The organism is Caldimonas brevitalea (assembly GCF_001017435.1).
GTDB classification, from domain to species: Bacteria; Pseudomonadota; Gammaproteobacteria; order Burkholderiales; family Burkholderiaceae_C; genus Caldimonas; species Caldimonas brevitalea.
In genome coordinates this window covers 5,352,545-5,367,249 of sequence record NZ_CP011371.1, presented here as the reverse complement: position 1 = coordinate 5,367,249, position 14,705 = coordinate 5,352,545, and the positions used below count along the sequence as shown (strand labels likewise).

Below are 14,705 nucleotides of genomic sequence, written 5' to 3'. Positions count from 1 at the left end.
ATGGCCCAGTACACCCCGCCGTTGCGCGACATGCAATTTGTGATGCACGAGTTGCTCAACGTCGTCGATGCGCTGAAGCAAATGCCCGCCCACGCCGAGGTCGATGCCGACACGATCAACGCGGTGCTGGAGGAAGGTGGCAAGTTCGCCGCGGAGGTGATCTTCCCGCTCAACCAGACCGGCGATGAAGAGGGCTGCAAGCTCGACAAGACCACGCACGAGGTCACCGCGCCCAAGGGCTTCAAGGAGGCCTATCAGAAGTACGTCGAGGGCGGCTGGCCGGCCTTGAGCACCGACCCCGAGTACGGCGGCCAGGGCCTGCCGATCACGGTGAACCAGTGCTTCTACGAGATGCTCAACTCGGCCAACCAGGCCTGGACCATGTACCCCGGCCTGTCGCACGGCGCCTATGAAGCGCTGCACGCGCACGGCACGCCCGAGCAGAAGGCCACCTACCTGCCCAAGCTGACGGCCGGCCAGTGGACCGGCACGATGTGCTTGACCGAGCCGCATTGCGGCACCGACCTGGGCCTGCTGCGCACCAAGGCCGAGCCGCAGGGCGACGGCACCTACAAGATCACCGGCCAGAAGATCTTCATCTCCGCCGGCGAACACGACCTGGCCGAGAACATCATCCACCTGGTGCTGGCCCGCCTGCCGGACGCGCCGCAAGGCTCCAAAGGCATCTCGCTGTTCGTGGTGCCGAAATTCGTCGTCAACAAGGACGGCAGCCTGGGCGAGCGCAACAAGATCTATTGCGGCGGCCTGGAGCACAAGATGGGCATCCATGGCAACGCCACCGCTCAGATGGTGCTCGACGGCGCCGTCGGCACGCTGGTGGGCGAGCCCCACAAGGGCCTGCAGGCGATGTTCGTGATGATGAACGCGGCCCGTCTCGGCGTCGGCATGCAGTCGCTGGGCCTGACCGAAGTGGCCTACCAGAACGCCGTGGCCTATGCGAAAGACCGCATCCAGATGCGCTCGCTGTCCGGCGCCAAGGCCACCGACAAGCCGGCCGACCCGATCATCGTGCACCCCGACGTTCGCAAGATGCTGCTGACCGCCCGCGCCTATGCCGAAGGCGGCCGCGCGCTGGCCATCTGGACCGCGTTCCAGATCGACCGCGAGCTGTCGAGCACCGATGAAGCCGAGCGCAAGGAAGCTGCCGACCTGGTGGCCCTGGTGACGCCGATCGTCAAGGCCTTCCTGACCGACAACGGCTGGATCGCCACCTCGCACTGCATGCAGGTCTTCGGTGGCCACGGCTATATCAAAGAGTGGGGCATGGAGCAGTACGTCCGTGACGCCCGCATCAACATGATCTACGAAGGCACCAACACGATCCAGTCGCTGGACCTGCTGGGCCGCAAGGTGCTCGCCGACAACGGCGCCAAGCTGAAGAAGTTCGGCAAGATCGTGCAGGCCTTCGTCGAGGAAGAGGGCGTGAACGAGAACATGCAGGAGTTCATCAACCCGCTGGCGGACCTGGGCGACAAGGTCACCAAGCTGACCACCGAGATCGGCATGAAGGCGTTCCAGAACCCCGATGAAGTCGGTGGTGCCGCGGTCGACTACCTGCGTGTCTGCGGCCACCTGGTGTTTGCCTACTTCTGGGCCCGCATGGCCAAGGTGGCGCTCGCCAAGGTCGACTCGGGCGATCCCTTCTACAAGGCCAAGCTGATCACCGCGCGCTTCTACTTCGCCAAGCTGCTGCCCGAAACGGCGTCGCTGATCCGCACTGCCCGCGCAGGTGTGAAGCCCCTGATGGAGATGGACGAAGCTTTGTTCTAAGCTGGTGTCGCGAACAGGCCGTGCAGATGCGTGGCCTGTTCGTTTCAAACACCATCAAGGAGAACATATGAAGAAGCTTCTGGCCCTCGCTGCCGCACTCGTCACCACCGCCGCGTTTGCGCAACCGAGCCCAGTGGGCCTGTGGAAGACCATCGACGACTCGACCAAGAAAGAGAAGTCGCTGGTGCGCATCACCGAGAGTGGCGGCAGTCTGACGGGCCGTGTCGAGAAGGTGCTCGACCCCGAGGCCAAGACCGATGCCGTGTGTGAAAAGTGTTCCGATGATCGCAAGGACAAGCCTGTGGCGGGCCTCACGATCATTCGCAACGTGAAGAAAAACGCCGACGATGCCCAGCTTTGGGACGGCGGCGACATCCTCGACCCGAACAACGGCAAGGTCTACAAGGTGCGCCTCAAGCCCACCGACGGTGGCCAGAAGCTGGAAGTGCGCGGCTATATCGGTGCCCCCATGCTCGGGCGCACCCAAGTCTGGCAGCGCGTCGAATGAGTCCGGGCCGGCCTGCGCATCCGCAGGGCCGGCCCCTATCCAAGGAGAACTCCGTGAGTCGATTCCAAGTCCGCAAAGTGGCCGTGCTAGGGGCCGGGGTGATGGGGGCGCAGATCGCCGCCCATCTGGTCAACGTCAAGGTGCCGGTGGTGCTGTTCGACCTGCCGGCCAAGGAAGGCCCGAAGAACGGCATCGTCACGCGTGCCGTCGAGAACCTCAAGAAGCTGAAGCCGGCGCCGCTGGGCGTGCCGGAAGACGCGGCGTTGATCGGCCAGGCCAACTACGAAGAGCACCTGGACCAGCTCAAGGAGTGCGACCTCATCATCGAGGCGATCGCCGAACGGATGGACTGGAAGCTCGATCTCTACAAGAAGATCGCCGCCCACATCGCACCCCACGCGATCGTCGCGTCCAACACCTCGGGCCTGTCGATCACCAAGCTGTCCGAGGCGCTGCCTGAAGAAATCAAGCCGCGCTTCTGCGGCATCCACTTCTTCAACCCGCCGCGCTACATGTACCTGGTCGAGCTGATCCCGACCCCGACCACGCGCCCCGAGATCCTCGACCAGCTCGAGAGCTTCGTGAGCACCAGCGTCGGCAAGGGTGTCGTGCGCGCCAAGGACACGCCCAACTTCATCGCCAACCGCGTCGGCATCGCCGGCATGCTGGCCACCATCAAGGAAGCCGAGAACTTCGGCCTGTCGTACGACGTGGTCGACGACCTGACCGGCAAGAAGCTCGGCCGCGCCAGCTCGGGCACCTTCCGCACCGCCGACGTGGTGGGCCTGGACACGATGTCGCACGTCATCAAGACGCTGCAGGACAACCTGGCCGATGACCCCTTCTTCCCGACCTATGCCACGCCGCCGGTGCTGGCCAAGCTGATCGAGCAGGGTGCGCTGGGCCAGAAGACCGGCGCCGGTTTCTACAAGAAGGCCGGCCGCGACATCCTGCGCCTCGACCCGGCCAAGGCCGACTATGTGCCCGCGGGTGGCAAGGCCGACGAACTGGTCGGCCGCATCCTGAAGAAGCCGGCCGCCGAGCGTCTGAAGCTGCTGCGCGAATCGACCAACCCGCAGGCGCAGTTCCTGTGGGCCATCTTCCGTGATGGCTTCCACTACTGCGCGGTGCACCTGCAAGACATCGCCGAAACCGCGCGCGACGTCGACTTCGCGATCCGCTGGGGCTTCGGCTGGAAGCAAGGCCCGTTCGAGCTGTGGCAAGCCGCCGGCTGGAAGCAGGTGGCCCAGTGGGTCAAGGAAGACATCGACGCCGGCAAGGCCCTGAGCAAGGCGCCGCTGCCCGCCTGGGTGTTCGACGGCCGCGACGGTGTGCACACCGCCGAAGGCTCCTGGTCGCCGGCCAAGAACACGTACGTGCCGCGCAGCAAGCTGCCGGTCTACGAGCGCCAGCTGTTTGCCGAAGACGTGCTGGGCGCAGGCGTCCAAGCACCCGAGACCGCCGGCAAGACGCTGCACGAAGACGACTCGGTGCGTTTGTGGACGCTCGACGACGAAGTGGTCATCGTCAGCATCAAGACCAAGATGCACGCCATTGGCCCGGGTGTGGTCGAGGGCCTGAACAAGGCGGTCGACCTGGCCGAGGCGCAGTACAAGGGTGTGGTCGTGTGGTCGCCCGACGAGCCGTTCTCGGCCGGCGCCGACCTGCAGGCCATGCTGCCCGCCTTCATGGCCGGTGGCTCCAAGGCGATCGCGCCGGAAGAGAAGAAGTTGCAGGACGCCATGCTGCGTTTGCGCTATGCCAACGTGCCGGTGGTGTCCGCGATCCGCGGCATGGCGCTGGGCGGTGGCTGTGAGCTGGCGGTCTACTCGGCCAAGCGTGTCGCCGCGATGGAAAGCTACATCGGCCTGGTCGAAGTGGGCGTGGGCCTGATCCCGGGCGCCGGTGGCCTGACCTACATCGCCCGCCGTGCTGCCGAGATGGCTGCCGCGGGCAATGCCAACGCGCCGGTGTTGAGCTTCCTGACGGACGGCTTCACCAGCGCCGCGATGGCCAAGGTCGGCACCAGCGCGATCGAGGCGCGCAAGCTCGGCTATCTGCTCGACAGCGACGTGATCGTGCCGAACAAGGACGAACTGCTCTACGTGGCGATACAGCAGGCCAAGTCGCTGTTCGACAGCGGCTATCGCCCGCCGGTGCGCCGCCCGTTCCCGGTGGCAGGCCGCTCGGGCATCGCGACCATCAAGAACCAGCTGGTCAACATGCGCGACGGCGGCTTCATCAGCCAGCACGACTATCACATCGGCAGCCTGATCGCCGACGTGGTGTGCGGCGGCGAAGTCGAGGCCGGCTCGCTGGTGACCGAGGAATACCTGATGGCCCTCGAGCGCAAGCACTTCTGCTCGCTGCTGGACAGCCCGAAGACCCAAGAACGCATCATGGGCATGCTGCAGACCGGCAAGCCGGTTCGCAACTAATCGCTCGGAGAATCAGACATGAGCAAGCAAATTCAAGAAGCCTACGTCGTCGCGGCGACGCGCACGCCCATCGGCAAGTCGGGCCGTGGCTACTTCAAGAACACCCGCCCGGACGACCTGCTGGTGACCGCGATCCAGGGCGCGCTGAAGCAGGTGCCCACGCTCGACCCGAAGGCCATCGAAGACGCCATCATCGGCTGCGCGATGCCCGAAGCAGAGCAGGGCCTGAACGTCGCACGTATCGCGGCGCTGCTGGCCGGCCTGCCCAACACGGTCGGCGGCATCACCGTCAACCGTTTCTGCGCCTCGGGCCTGAGTGCCGTGCAGATGGCAGCCGACCGCATCCGCGTCGGTGAAGCCGACGTGATGATCGCCGGCGGCGCCGAGTCGATGAGCATGGTGCCGATGAGCGGCAACAAGCCGTCGATCAACCCGGCGGTGTTCCTGCGCGACGAGAACATCGGCATCGCCTACGGCATGGGCCTGACCGCTGAGAAGGTGGCCGAGCAGTGGAAGGTGTCGCGTGAAGCGCAGGACGAATTCGCGCTGCAATCGCACCTGAAGGCGCTCAAGGCCATCCAGGCTGGCGAGTTCCGCGACGAAATCACCCCGGTCGAAATCGTCGAGCGCTTCCCCAACCTGGCCGACGGCTCGATCAGCGTCAAGACCCGCACCGTCGACGTCGACGAAGGTCCGCGCCCCGACACGTCCAAGGAAGGCCTGGCCAAGCTGAAGGCCGTGTTCGCCGCCAAGGGCAGTGTCACCGCCGGCAACAGCTCGCAGACCTCCGACGGCGCCGGTTGTTTGATCCTGGCTTCCGAACGGGCGATCAAGCAGTACGACCTGAAGCCGCTCGCGCGTTTCGTCAGCTTCGCCAGCAAGGGCGTGCCGCCGCACATCATGGGCATCGGCCCGATCGAGGCCATCCCGGCGGCGCTGCGCTACGCCGGCATCAGCGCGGCCGACCTTGACTGGATCGAGCTGAACGAAGCCTTCGCGGCCCAGTCGCTGGCGGTGCTCGACACGCTGAACCTCGACCGCTCCAAGGTCAACCCGATGGGCGGCGCCATTGCGCTGGGCCATCCGCTGGGCGCGACCGGGGCGATCCGCTCCGCCACCGTGGTGCACGCACTGCGCCGCCACAACCTGAAGTACGGCATGGTGACCATGTGCGTCGGCACCGGACAAGGGGCTGCCGGCATCTTTGAGCGGGTGTAAACCCTGACGACAAGGGCCGCAAATGCGGCCCTTGTTACTTGCGCAAGTGATGCGCGATCAGAACAAAATCAAGAATTCTTTCAGGAGAGGGGCCCATGGAAACAGTCGAGCTGATCACGGCGGACGGCACCCGCGTCGCCGCCCGCTTCTACAAGCCCGACTCGCAGGTGTCCGAAGCCCGCGCGGCGGTGTTGATCGGGCCGGCGATGGGCGTGCGGCAGGAGTACTACCGCCCGTTCGCGCAATGGCTCTCGGAGGAGGGCTATCTCGTCGCCACCTTCGATTACCGCGGCATGGGCGACTCGCGGCCGGCCGAGCTGAAAGGCTCGTTGCGCGGCTTCAAGGCCGATTTGTTCGACTGGGCACAAGACTACGACACGGCCATCGATGCGGTGCGCGAGGCGGCGCCCGAGCTGCCCCTCTACTTGATCGGCCACAGCCTGGGTGCGCAGCTGCCCGGCCTGCTGCGCAACCGCGACCGCGTTGCGGCGCTGGTGTCGGTGGCCGCCGGCAGCGGCTATTGGCGCGACAACGCGCCGCGCACCCGGCGCATGGTGCTCTATTTCTGGCACGTGGTGGTGCCCATCGCGACGCGCTTGTTCGGCTATTTCCCGGGCCGCCGGCTGCGCAAGGTGGGCGATCTGCCGTCGGGGGTGGCGTTGCAATGGCGCCGCTGGTGTCTGCACCCCCGCTACCACGTCGGGGCCGAGGGGGACGCGGTGCGCCACGCCTTCGAGCAGGCGCGCTTTCCGGTGGTGGCCTTGTCGATGACCGACGACGAGCTGATGACCGAGCGCGGCACCCGCGTGCTGGTCGATTGTTATGCCAATGCACCGCGTCGCATCGAGCGCATCACGCCGCAAGACGCGAACGCCCCGAGCATCGGCCATTTCGGATTTTTCAGGGAGCAGTTCGAAGCCACGCTGTGGCGTCGCGCGAGCGAACTGTTCCAGGGCTTTCAAGGCTTCAACCAGGAGACAACAGCATGAAGACCATCCACGGCATGACTTGCGGCAGCGAGGAAGGGAGCCGGTCATGAGCATTCGCAGCGCCGTGTTGAACGGGGTGCAGACCATCGAGATCGCACGCCCCGAGAAGAAAAACGCCCTGACGGCGGCGATGTACCAGTCGATGGCCGACGCCTTGCAGGCCGCCCAGAGCGACAGCAGCGTGCGCGCGGTGCTGATCACCGGCCAGCCCGGCATCTTCACGTCGGGCAACGACCTCGAGGATTTCATGCAGCGCCCGCCGCAAGGCATGGACTCGCCCACCTTCCAGTTCATGCGCCAGCTGACCGGCTCCGAGAAGCCGGTGGTCGCCGCCGTGACGGGTGCCGCGATCGGCATCGGCACCACGCTGCTGATGCACTGCGATCTCGTCTACGCTGCCGACGACGCCCGCTTCGCGATGCCGTTCGCCAGCCTGGGCCTGGTGCCCGAGTTCGCCTCCAGCCTGATGGTGCCGCTGCTGGCCGGGCCGTTGAAGGCGGCTGAGAAGCTGCTGCTGGGCGACCCGTTCAGCGCCGAAGACGCGCTGGAGATGCACATCATCAACGCCATCCTGCCGGCGGGCGAAGTGGTGAACCACGCGCGCCGCGTCGCCGAGCGCTTCAATGGCTTGCCGCCCTCCGCCGTGCGCGAGACCAAGAAGCTGCTGCGCCGGGCCAATGCCAAGCAGGTGCAGGAGGCGATCGCGGTCGAAGCCGAGATCTTCGGCCAGCGCCTGCGCAGCCCCGAAGCGCGCGAAGCCTTCCAGGCCTTCTTCGAAAAGCGCAAGCCCGACTTCTCGAAGTTCGAGTGAGCCACGCGCTCGTCGTCGTGCCGCGCGCATGTGGGGCTTCACCAAGCTGACCCTGTCGCCGCTGCTGGTCGCCCAGGGGCTGCGCATCCGCAAACGCGCGCTGGTCCTGCCCGAGGCGGACGGTGCGCGCGAAGGCCTCGAAAGGCCCCAAGGCAGTGCTGCGGCCGACACATCGTCGACGACGGCCGCCCCTTTGCGGCTGCTGGTGGTCGGCGATTCGTCGGCTGCGGGCGTCGGTGCCGCCACCCAGGATCAGGCCTTGGCCTGTCCACTCGCGCGTGACCTCGCACAGCGGCTGGACCGGCCCGTCAGCTGGCGCCTCCTGGCCGAGACCGGCCTCACGACGCAACATGCCTTGGCTTTGTTGCGCGCGACCGCGCCGGGCGCTTGCGACGTGGTGCTGGTGGTGTTGGGCGTCAACGACGTGCTGACGCAGGTGCCGCCGCCGCGCGCGGTGCGCGAGCGCGACGCGCTCTGGACCGGGCTCCAACAGCACTGCCAGGCGCCGCTGGTCCTGTGGTCGGCGACGCCGCCGCTGGAGCATTTTCCGCTGTTGCCGTGGCCACTGCGCTCGGTGCTGGGCCACGACGCCCGCCGGCTCAACCAAGCGCAAGCGACCTGGGCCCGCACCCGCCAGGTGCTGCACGTGGAACTGCCGCCCGAGTTGGCCGACGGCCAGCTGGCGGCATCCGAAATGGCCGAGGACGGCTTCCATCCCGGGCCGACCCTGTATGCCCGATGGGCCGCTCACGTCGGGCAACTGATTGCACAACGCCTGCAATCGTTACGGCAGGACCTGCCGCCTTTCCTGCCGACCACCGCCCTGGGCACGCCCCCGCGCTGACCCGCGAGGGAGCGCTCAGATCACCACCCGCACCGCCATTTCGCCGCTCTTGCGCATCACCTCGATGCCGACGTTCTGGTCGTAACGCTGCAGCAACAGGTCGACCGTGTTAGGGCCCATCGACAGGTTGCGGATCTTGACCCAGTCGATGAAGGCCGGCAGGCGCGGCGCGCGCAGCGTCACTTCCGGCGGGTCGCAGCACACGTCCAGCCCCAGTCCCGCCTGGACCATGCCGAACACGGCCGCGGCCGCCCACGCCTGCGGCGAACAGGCCACGGGATAGAGGGTGGGGCCTTCGGAGGGCCGCCGCGGAAAGCCGCAGAACAGCTCCGGCAGACGGTGCTGGCCGAAATAGAGGCTCGCATCGAACAAACCGGACAACACCCGCAAGGCTTCCTGCGTGTAGCCGTAACGGGCCATGCCGGCGGCGATCAGTGCGTTGTCGTGCGGCCAGATGGAGCCGTTGTGGTACGACATCGGGTTGTAGCGCGCCTGGCCGCCCGCAATCGTGCGCACGCCCCAGCCGGAATAGAAGTCGGGATGCAGCAGCCGCTGCGCCATGCGCCGTGCATGCTCCGGCGCCGCAATGCCGGTCCACAAGGCGTGGCCGGTGTTCGACGATGCCGCCCGGCACGGTTGCTTGTGGCCGTCGAGCGCCAGTGCATAGGCGCCGATCTCTTCACACCAGAACTTGGCCTGGAACTCGCGCTTGAGCGTCTCGGCCTGCTCGCGCAACTGCGCGGCGCGCTCGTGCTCGCCCAGTTGGCTGGCCAGTTCGGCCGCAAACAGCTTGGCCTCGTAGACGTAGGCCTGCACCTCGCACAGCGCGATCGGCGGTTCGGCCATGCGGCCGTCGGCATGGAAGACCGAGTCGTTCGAGTCTTTCCAGCCCTGCTGCACCAGGCCGTCCTTGCTGCGTCGCGCGTACTCGACAAAGCCGTCGCCGTCGCGGTCGCCATAACGGTCGATCCATTCCAGCGCCAGCAGCACGTTGGGCCATACCTGGCGCACCAACTCCAGGTCGCCGGTGCGGCGGTAATAGGCGCCGACCAGCCCAACGAACAAGGGCGTGGCATCGACGGTGCCGTAGTAGAGGCCGAACGGGATCTCGCGCGTGTTGGCCATCTCGCACTTGCGCGCCTCGTGCAGGATCTTGCCGGGTTCGGCGTCGCGCTCCGGGTCCTCGGCCGTGGCCTGGGTTTCCGCCAGAAAGCGGATCACGCCCCGCGCCAGTGCCGGGTCGACCCACAGGTATTCGCGCGCCGTCAGGATGCCGTCGCGGCCGAAGGTGGTCGAGTACCACGGCACGCCGGCGTAGGGGTAGGGGCCGGTGGGCAGCTCGGTGGTCAGCATCGCCAGGTCGGACACCGAGCGCTTCAACCACAGGTTGACGAGCGGGTTCGACGTCTCGATGTGGCAGGCGGTGCTGATCGCGTTGCGCCGTGCGCTGTCGTTGTTGCGGAAGGCGATGTCGTAATGCAGCAGGCCGCTCGGCGCGGGTTGCGTGGTCGTTTCGAGTTGGGACGGCGCGGCCGCGACGGCGTCCTCGGCCACTTCTTGCTCGCAGCTGAAGGTGATGTAGAGGTGCTCTTCTTCCTTCGGATCGACCTCGAGGTCGAAGTCCGCATGGTTCTCGCTCAGCGCCACGGGCTGTGGCTCGAAGCGGATGCGGGTGCGACGGGTGCGTCCGTCCAGGCCGCGGTAGCCCAGCGTTGCTTCGTCCGCGCTGCAGGTGGTCGGCGCGCGTTCGCCCCGCCCGGTGCGCTCCATGCCGCGGACCTCGAACAAGTCGACGAAGTCGGCATCGAAGTTCAGCGTGATGCGGAGCCTGGCCCGTTCATCCCCGTGGTTGGTGATGCGCAGGTGCTCATAGCAGGTGTTCTCCCACAGCAGCTTGGCCCGGAACAGGTGCAGCGTGCCTTTGGGCACGGCGTTGCGGGGCAAATCGGGGTTCATCAGTTCGACGATCAGCAAGCTGTTGTCTTCCTTGACCGCTGAACCCAGGAACATCGGCCGCACGCCGTCGATCAGCAACTCCAGGTGCGACAGGTAGCGCGTGTCCTCGCGGTAAAGACCTTGTTCTCCAGCGCCGAGCGCCTGGATGTCGCCGTAGCGGTCGAGCAGCACGAAGGCCTCGTCGTGCTTCAGCACATGCGGGTCATCTTCGGTGCGCGCAGCGTGCGCACTGACGTACCACTTGTCACCTATCCTGATCTTGTCTGTCACGCTGTGACTCCTGCGCAGGCGCATGCGCCCGCCAATATGGGCGCCCGCACGGGTGCACGCTCACCGCAATGCCACCGGGCCGGCGTAACGTTCGATACGTGCCGTGGAGGTGAGCCCTCGGCTTCGCGCCGCATGCGCGAGCAAGGGGCGGGCGAGCATTTGGTAGACCTGCAGATAGCGCTGTGCCATCGTGGTGGCGGTGAAGCGCTGCTCGAACACCCGCCGGCACGCGGCGCGGTCGATGCGCCCGACGTCTCGCGCCGCGGCGATCGCCTCGGCCTGGTCGTGCACGATCCGACCGGTGGTACCGTCCTGCATCACCTCGGGCACCGAGCCGCAAGGGTAGGCGATCACCGGTGTGCCGCAGGCGAAGGCCTCGATCATCACGAGGCCGAAGGGCTCGGGCCAATCGATGGGGAACAGCAGCGCGCGTGCGTTGCCGATGAAATCGTTCTTCTGGGACTGGTCGATCTCGCCGACGAACTCGATCAGCGGGTGCTCGAGCAGCGGGCGCAAATACTGGTCGAAGTAGGGGCGGTCGTTGTCGTCAACCTTGGCGCCGATCTTGAGCGGCGTGTCGCAGGCGAGCGCGATCTCGATGGCCCGGTCGAGCCGCTTCTCGGGCGAGACACGGCCGACGAAGGCGAAATAGTCCTGCGGCTGCGGCTGGAAGGTATAGAGGTCGAGCGGCAGCCCGTGATGGACGGTGCCGCACCAATGGGCATCGGGCAAGGGCAGGCGCTGCCGGTCCGAGATCGACACCAGCGGCAGGTCCTGAAAACGCCGGTGCAACAGGTCGAGGTCGGGCAGGTCGAGGCGGCCGTGCAAGGTCGTGACGTGCGGTGTGGCGCAGTGCCGCGCCAAGGGATAGTGCAAGGTGTCGACGTGAAAGTGGATGACGTCGAACTCGTCGGCACGCGAAAAAACTTCGTCGAGCAGCAGGGTGTGCCACAGCACCGGGTCGGGACGGCGCGGGTGCGTGCGCAGGCTGCGGTCGATGATGGGAACCAGGTCGGCCGTGGTGATCGAATCACCACTGGCAAAAAGGGTGACCTCATGGCCCTGCGCGACCAGGGCCTCGGTCAGGTAGGACACGATTCGTTCGGTGCCGCCGTAGGCCTTGGGGGGAACGCTCTCGATCAGCGGCGCGACTTGCGCAATCTTCATCCGCTTCTCCTGGTGTGCACACCGGGTGGAGCAAACTACATTCCTTCCTTACATTTCCATGCAAATCGCGGGGTTGTTGGCAAGGCTTATCGGTCCGGGCTGGCGGTGCTCGCGGAGGCCGGCAGCGGTCGCGGACGGCCTTCAGCGTCGATCGCGACGTAGGTCAGATTGGCCTCGGTCACCTTGACCACATGCAGGTCGGCCGGGTTGCGCTCGGCATAGACCTCGACGTGGACGGTGATCGAGGTGCGGCCGACCCGCTCGACGCGGGCGTAGAACGACACCAAATCGCCGATCGACACCGGTTGCTTGAAGACGAACTGGTTGACCGACACGGTCGCGATGCGGCCCTTGGCGACGCGCGCCGGCAGCACCGAGCCGGCCAGGTCGACTTGCGCCATGATCCACCCGCCGAAGATGTCGCCATTGGCATTCGCGTCTGCGGGCATCGGACACACCCGCAGGACGAGTTCCATGTCATTGGGCAAACTCACGGCAAGAGGGGTTGCGAGCACGGGGCTGGATTGGTCGGCCATGGGCCTCTCTCCTAAACGAACGAAATCGACTACTTCAGATACGAGATTGTTTCACGATGCGCCGTGCTGCCTTCACTCTGCCCGATCCTGCCCCCAACGACACCGGATCTGCCGCCGCGCCGCGGTCCGACTGGGCCACGCTCGGGCGCTTGTTTCCCTACCTCTGGCACTACCGCTGGCGGGTGCTGCTGGCGCTCGGCTTCATGGTGGGCGCGAAGCTCGCCAACGTCGCGGTACCGCTGCTGCTCAAGCGGCTGGTCGACAGCATGTCGATCGCGCCCGGCGACGTGCGCGCGCTGCTGGTGGTGCCGGTCGGCCTGCTGCTGGCGTATGGCGGCCTGCGGCTGTGCACGTCGCTGTTCACCGAGTTGCGCGAGCTGGTATTTGCCAAGGCCACCGAAGGTGCGGCGCGCAGCATCTCGCTGCAGGTGTTCCGCCACCTGCACAGCCTGAGCCTGCGTTTTCACCTGGAACGCCAGACCGGCGGCATGACGCGCGACATCGAGCGTGGCACGCGGGGTGTGCATTCGCTCATCTCGTACTCGCTCTACAGCATCATCCCGACGCTGATCGAGGTGGTGCTGGTGCTGTCACTGCTGGGCCTCAAGTTCGACGCCTGGTTCGCCGGCATCACCGCGTTCGCGCTGGTGTTCTACATCGGCTTCACGGTGACGGTGACCGAATGGCGCACCAAGTTCCGCAAGACGATGAACGAGCTGGATTCGAAGGCGCACACCAAGGCCATCGATTCACTGCTGAACTACGAGACCGTCAAATACTTCAACAACGAAGATTATGAAGCGGGACGCTACAACGAAAGCCTGGAGAGCCTGCGGCGCGCGAAGCTGAAGTCGCAATCGACCTTGTCGCTGCTGAACAGCGGGCAGCAGTTCATCATCGCGACCGCGCTGGTGGGAATGCTCTGGCGGGCCACCGAGGGCGTTGCCGCGGGGCGCATGACGTTGGGTGACCTGGTCATGATCAACGCCTTCATGATCCAGCTCTACATCCCGCTGAACTTCCTGGGCGTGATCTACCGCGAGATCAAGCAGGCGCTGACCGACCTGGAGAAGATGTTCGGCCTGCTCGAGCGCGAGCGAGAGATCGACGACGCGCCCGACGCGGCCGTGCTGCAGGTGCACGACGGCCATCTGCGCTTCGAGCATGTGGGCTTCGCCTACGACCCGGCCCGGCCGATCCTGCACGACGTGAGTTTCGAGGTGCCGCCGGGCAAGAAGGTGGCGGTGGTGGGGCCCTCCGGCGCCGGCAAGTCGACGCTGGCGCGGCTGCTGTTTCGCTTCTACGACGTTGGCGCCGGGCGCATCACGATCGATGGCCAGGACATCCGCAGCGTCACGCAATCGAGCCTGCGCCAGGCCATCGGCATCGTGCCGCAGGACACGGTGCTGTTCAACGACACGGTCGAATACAACATCGCCTACGGCCGCCCGGGCGCGTCACGGGCCGAGGTGGAGGCGGCGGCCCGCGCGGCCCACATCCACAACTTCATCGTGTCGACGCCGCTCGGCTACGACACCATGGTGGGGGAGCGCGGGTTGAAGCTGTCGGGGGGCGAGAAGCAGCGCATCGCGATCGCCCGCACGCTGCTGAAAAACCCGCCGGTGCTGATCTTCGACGAAGCCACGTCGGCGCTCGACTCGGCCAACGAACGTGCGATCCAGGCCGAACTGGCGTCGGCGGCTCGCAACAAGACGGCGCTGGTGATCGCGCACCGGTTGTCCACCGTGGTCGACGCGCATGAGATCCTGGTGATGGAGGGCGGGCGTATCGTCGAGCGCGGCACGCACGCGCAACTGTTGGCCGCAGCGGGGCGCTACGCGCGCATGTGGGCGCTGCAGCAAAGCGGCGGCAGCGAATAGCGCTGCCTGGTGCGCCGCTCGCAGGCGACGCTTCTCAGGGTTGCGAGGGCGGCGTGTCGGAGCCGCCGGGGGCGTTTTCGCCGGTGCCGGTGTTCGCTTCGGGCGCCTGGGGTTCGGAGGGCGCGTCGGGGCGGTCGCTCTTGCGCTTGAGCTTTTCTTCCTTCTTGCGCTTTTTGGCCAGTTCTCGCTGGCGCTTCTCGTAGGAGTAATTCGGGGTTGCCAATCTCGTCCTTTCAGTCTCGCCGCAGCGAGTAGGGGGTCACGTTGCCCTGATAGTACCGCCCTCGGGCGCCAGCG

At 66.3% G+C, this 14,705-nt stretch carries 12 protein-coding genes; 8 read left to right on the top strand and 4 right to left on the bottom strand.

Translation table 11 applies throughout. The annotated features are described in order from the left end of the window. The 7 genes from AAW51_RS22600 to AAW51_RS22570 all read left to right on the top strand — a co-directional run bounded on the left by AAW51_RS22600 (nt 1) and on the right by AAW51_RS22570 (nt 8,599). On the top strand, nt 1-1,791 hold the full coding sequence (locus AAW51_RS22600) for an acyl-CoA dehydrogenase C-terminal domain-containing protein (RefSeq protein ID WP_047196413.1): 1,791 nt from the start codon (nt 1-3) through the stop codon (nt 1,789-1,791). Nucleotides 1,792-1,858: 67 nt separating this feature from the next. Continuing rightward, entirely contained in the window at nt 1,859-2,299 is a 441-nt protein-coding gene (locus tag AAW51_RS22595) for a DUF2147 domain-containing protein (RefSeq protein ID WP_047196412.1), read from the top strand. Between the two features lie 53 nt (nt 2,300-2,352). Beyond that, a complete protein-coding gene (locus AAW51_RS22590; protein WP_047196411.1) occupies nt 2,353-4,737 on the top strand; it encodes a 3-hydroxyacyl-CoA dehydrogenase/enoyl-CoA hydratase family protein in 2,385 nt (794 codons plus the stop codon). A gap of 18 nt (nt 4,738-4,755) precedes the next feature. After that, on the top strand, nt 4,756-5,955 hold the full coding sequence (locus AAW51_RS22585; RefSeq protein ID WP_047196410.1) for an acetyl-CoA C-acyltransferase: 1,200 nt from the start codon (nt 4,756-4,758) through the stop codon (nt 5,953-5,955). A 95-nt stretch (nt 5,956-6,050) separates the two neighbouring features. Then, nucleotides 6,051-6,944, top strand: a complete 894-nt coding sequence (locus AAW51_RS22580; protein ID WP_047196409.1) for an alpha/beta hydrolase family protein — start codon at nt 6,051-6,053, stop codon at nt 6,942-6,944. A 46-nt stretch (nt 6,945-6,990) separates the two neighbouring features. Then, nucleotides 6,991-7,755, top strand: a complete 765-nt coding sequence (locus AAW51_RS22575; RefSeq protein WP_047196408.1) for an enoyl-CoA hydratase — start codon at nt 6,991-6,993, stop codon at nt 7,753-7,755. 28 nt (nt 7,756-7,783) lie between these two features. Next, nucleotides 7,784-8,599, top strand: coding sequence for an SGNH/GDSL hydrolase family protein (locus tag AAW51_RS22570; RefSeq protein ID WP_053013856.1), 816 nt, complete (start codon nt 7,784-7,786; stop codon nt 8,597-8,599). Between the two features lie 15 nt (nt 8,600-8,614). Here the strand turns inward: AAW51_RS22570 and AAW51_RS22565 are convergent, their stop codons facing one another. The 3 genes from AAW51_RS22565 to AAW51_RS22555 form a co-directional block, all read right to left on the bottom strand. Next, complete coding sequence (locus tag AAW51_RS22565; protein WP_238947673.1) at nt 8,615-10,825, bottom strand: amylo-alpha-1,6-glucosidase; 2,211 nt, start codon at nt 10,823-10,825, stop codon at nt 8,615-8,617. Between the two features lie 60 nt (nt 10,826-10,885). Continuing rightward, complete coding sequence (locus AAW51_RS22560; protein WP_047196406.1) at nt 10,886-11,992, bottom strand: glycosyltransferase family 4 protein; 1,107 nt, start codon at nt 11,990-11,992, stop codon at nt 10,886-10,888. An 86-nt stretch (nt 11,993-12,078) separates the two neighbouring features. Further along, nucleotides 12,079-12,528 (bottom strand): acyl-CoA thioesterase, encoded by a 450-nt coding sequence (locus AAW51_RS22555; RefSeq protein WP_047196405.1) that lies wholly within the window; start codon nt 12,526-12,528, stop codon nt 12,079-12,081. Between the two features lie 56 nt (nt 12,529-12,584). Here AAW51_RS22555 and AAW51_RS22550 point away from each other — a divergent pair, with 56 nt between their 5' ends. Further along, nucleotides 12,585-14,408, top strand: a complete 1,824-nt coding sequence (locus tag AAW51_RS22550; RefSeq protein WP_047196404.1) for an ABCB family ABC transporter ATP-binding protein/permease — start codon at nt 12,585-12,587, stop codon at nt 14,406-14,408. 34 nt (nt 14,409-14,442) lie between these two features. Here the strand turns inward: AAW51_RS22550 and AAW51_RS22545 are convergent, their stop codons facing one another. Beyond that, nucleotides 14,443-14,631 carry a hypothetical protein gene (locus tag AAW51_RS22545; protein ID WP_047196403.1) on the bottom strand — a complete coding sequence of 63 codons (189 nt, stop codon included), beginning with the start codon at nt 14,629-14,631 and terminating at the stop codon, nt 14,443-14,445. Nucleotides 14,632-14,705 lie beyond the last annotated feature (74 nt).

Bases quoted from the DNA above. Each gene is read 5' to 3' on its own strand.
- AAW51_RS22600 (WP_047196413.1), top strand. From the start codon at position 1: ATGGCCCAGTACACCCCGCCGTTGCGCGACATGCAATTTGTGATGCAC.
- AAW51_RS22595 (WP_047196412.1), top strand. From the start codon at position 1,859: ATGAAGAAGCTTCTGGCCCTCGCTGCCGCACTCGTCACCACCGCCGCG.
- AAW51_RS22585 (WP_047196410.1), top strand. From the start codon at position 4,756: ATGAGCAAGCAAATTCAAGAAGCCTACGTCGTCGCGGCGACGCGCACG.
- AAW51_RS22580 (WP_047196409.1), top strand. From the start codon at position 6,051: ATGGAAACAGTCGAGCTGATCACGGCGGACGGCACCCGCGTCGCCGCC.
- AAW51_RS22575 (WP_047196408.1), top strand. From the start codon at position 6,991: ATGAGCATTCGCAGCGCCGTGTTGAACGGGGTGCAGACCATCGAGATC.
- AAW51_RS22570 (WP_053013856.1), top strand. From the start codon at position 7,784: ATGTGGGGCTTCACCAAGCTGACCCTGTCGCCGCTGCTGGTCGCCCAG.
- AAW51_RS22560 (WP_047196406.1), bottom strand. From the start codon at position 11,992: ATGAAGATTGCGCAAGTCGCGCCGCTGATCGAGAGCGTTCCCCCCAAG.
- AAW51_RS22555 (WP_047196405.1), bottom strand. From the start codon at position 12,528: ATGGCCGACCAATCCAGCCCCGTGCTCGCAACCCCTCTTGCCGTGAGT.
- AAW51_RS22550 (WP_047196404.1), top strand. From the start codon at position 12,585: ATGCGCCGTGCTGCCTTCACTCTGCCCGATCCTGCCCCCAACGACACC.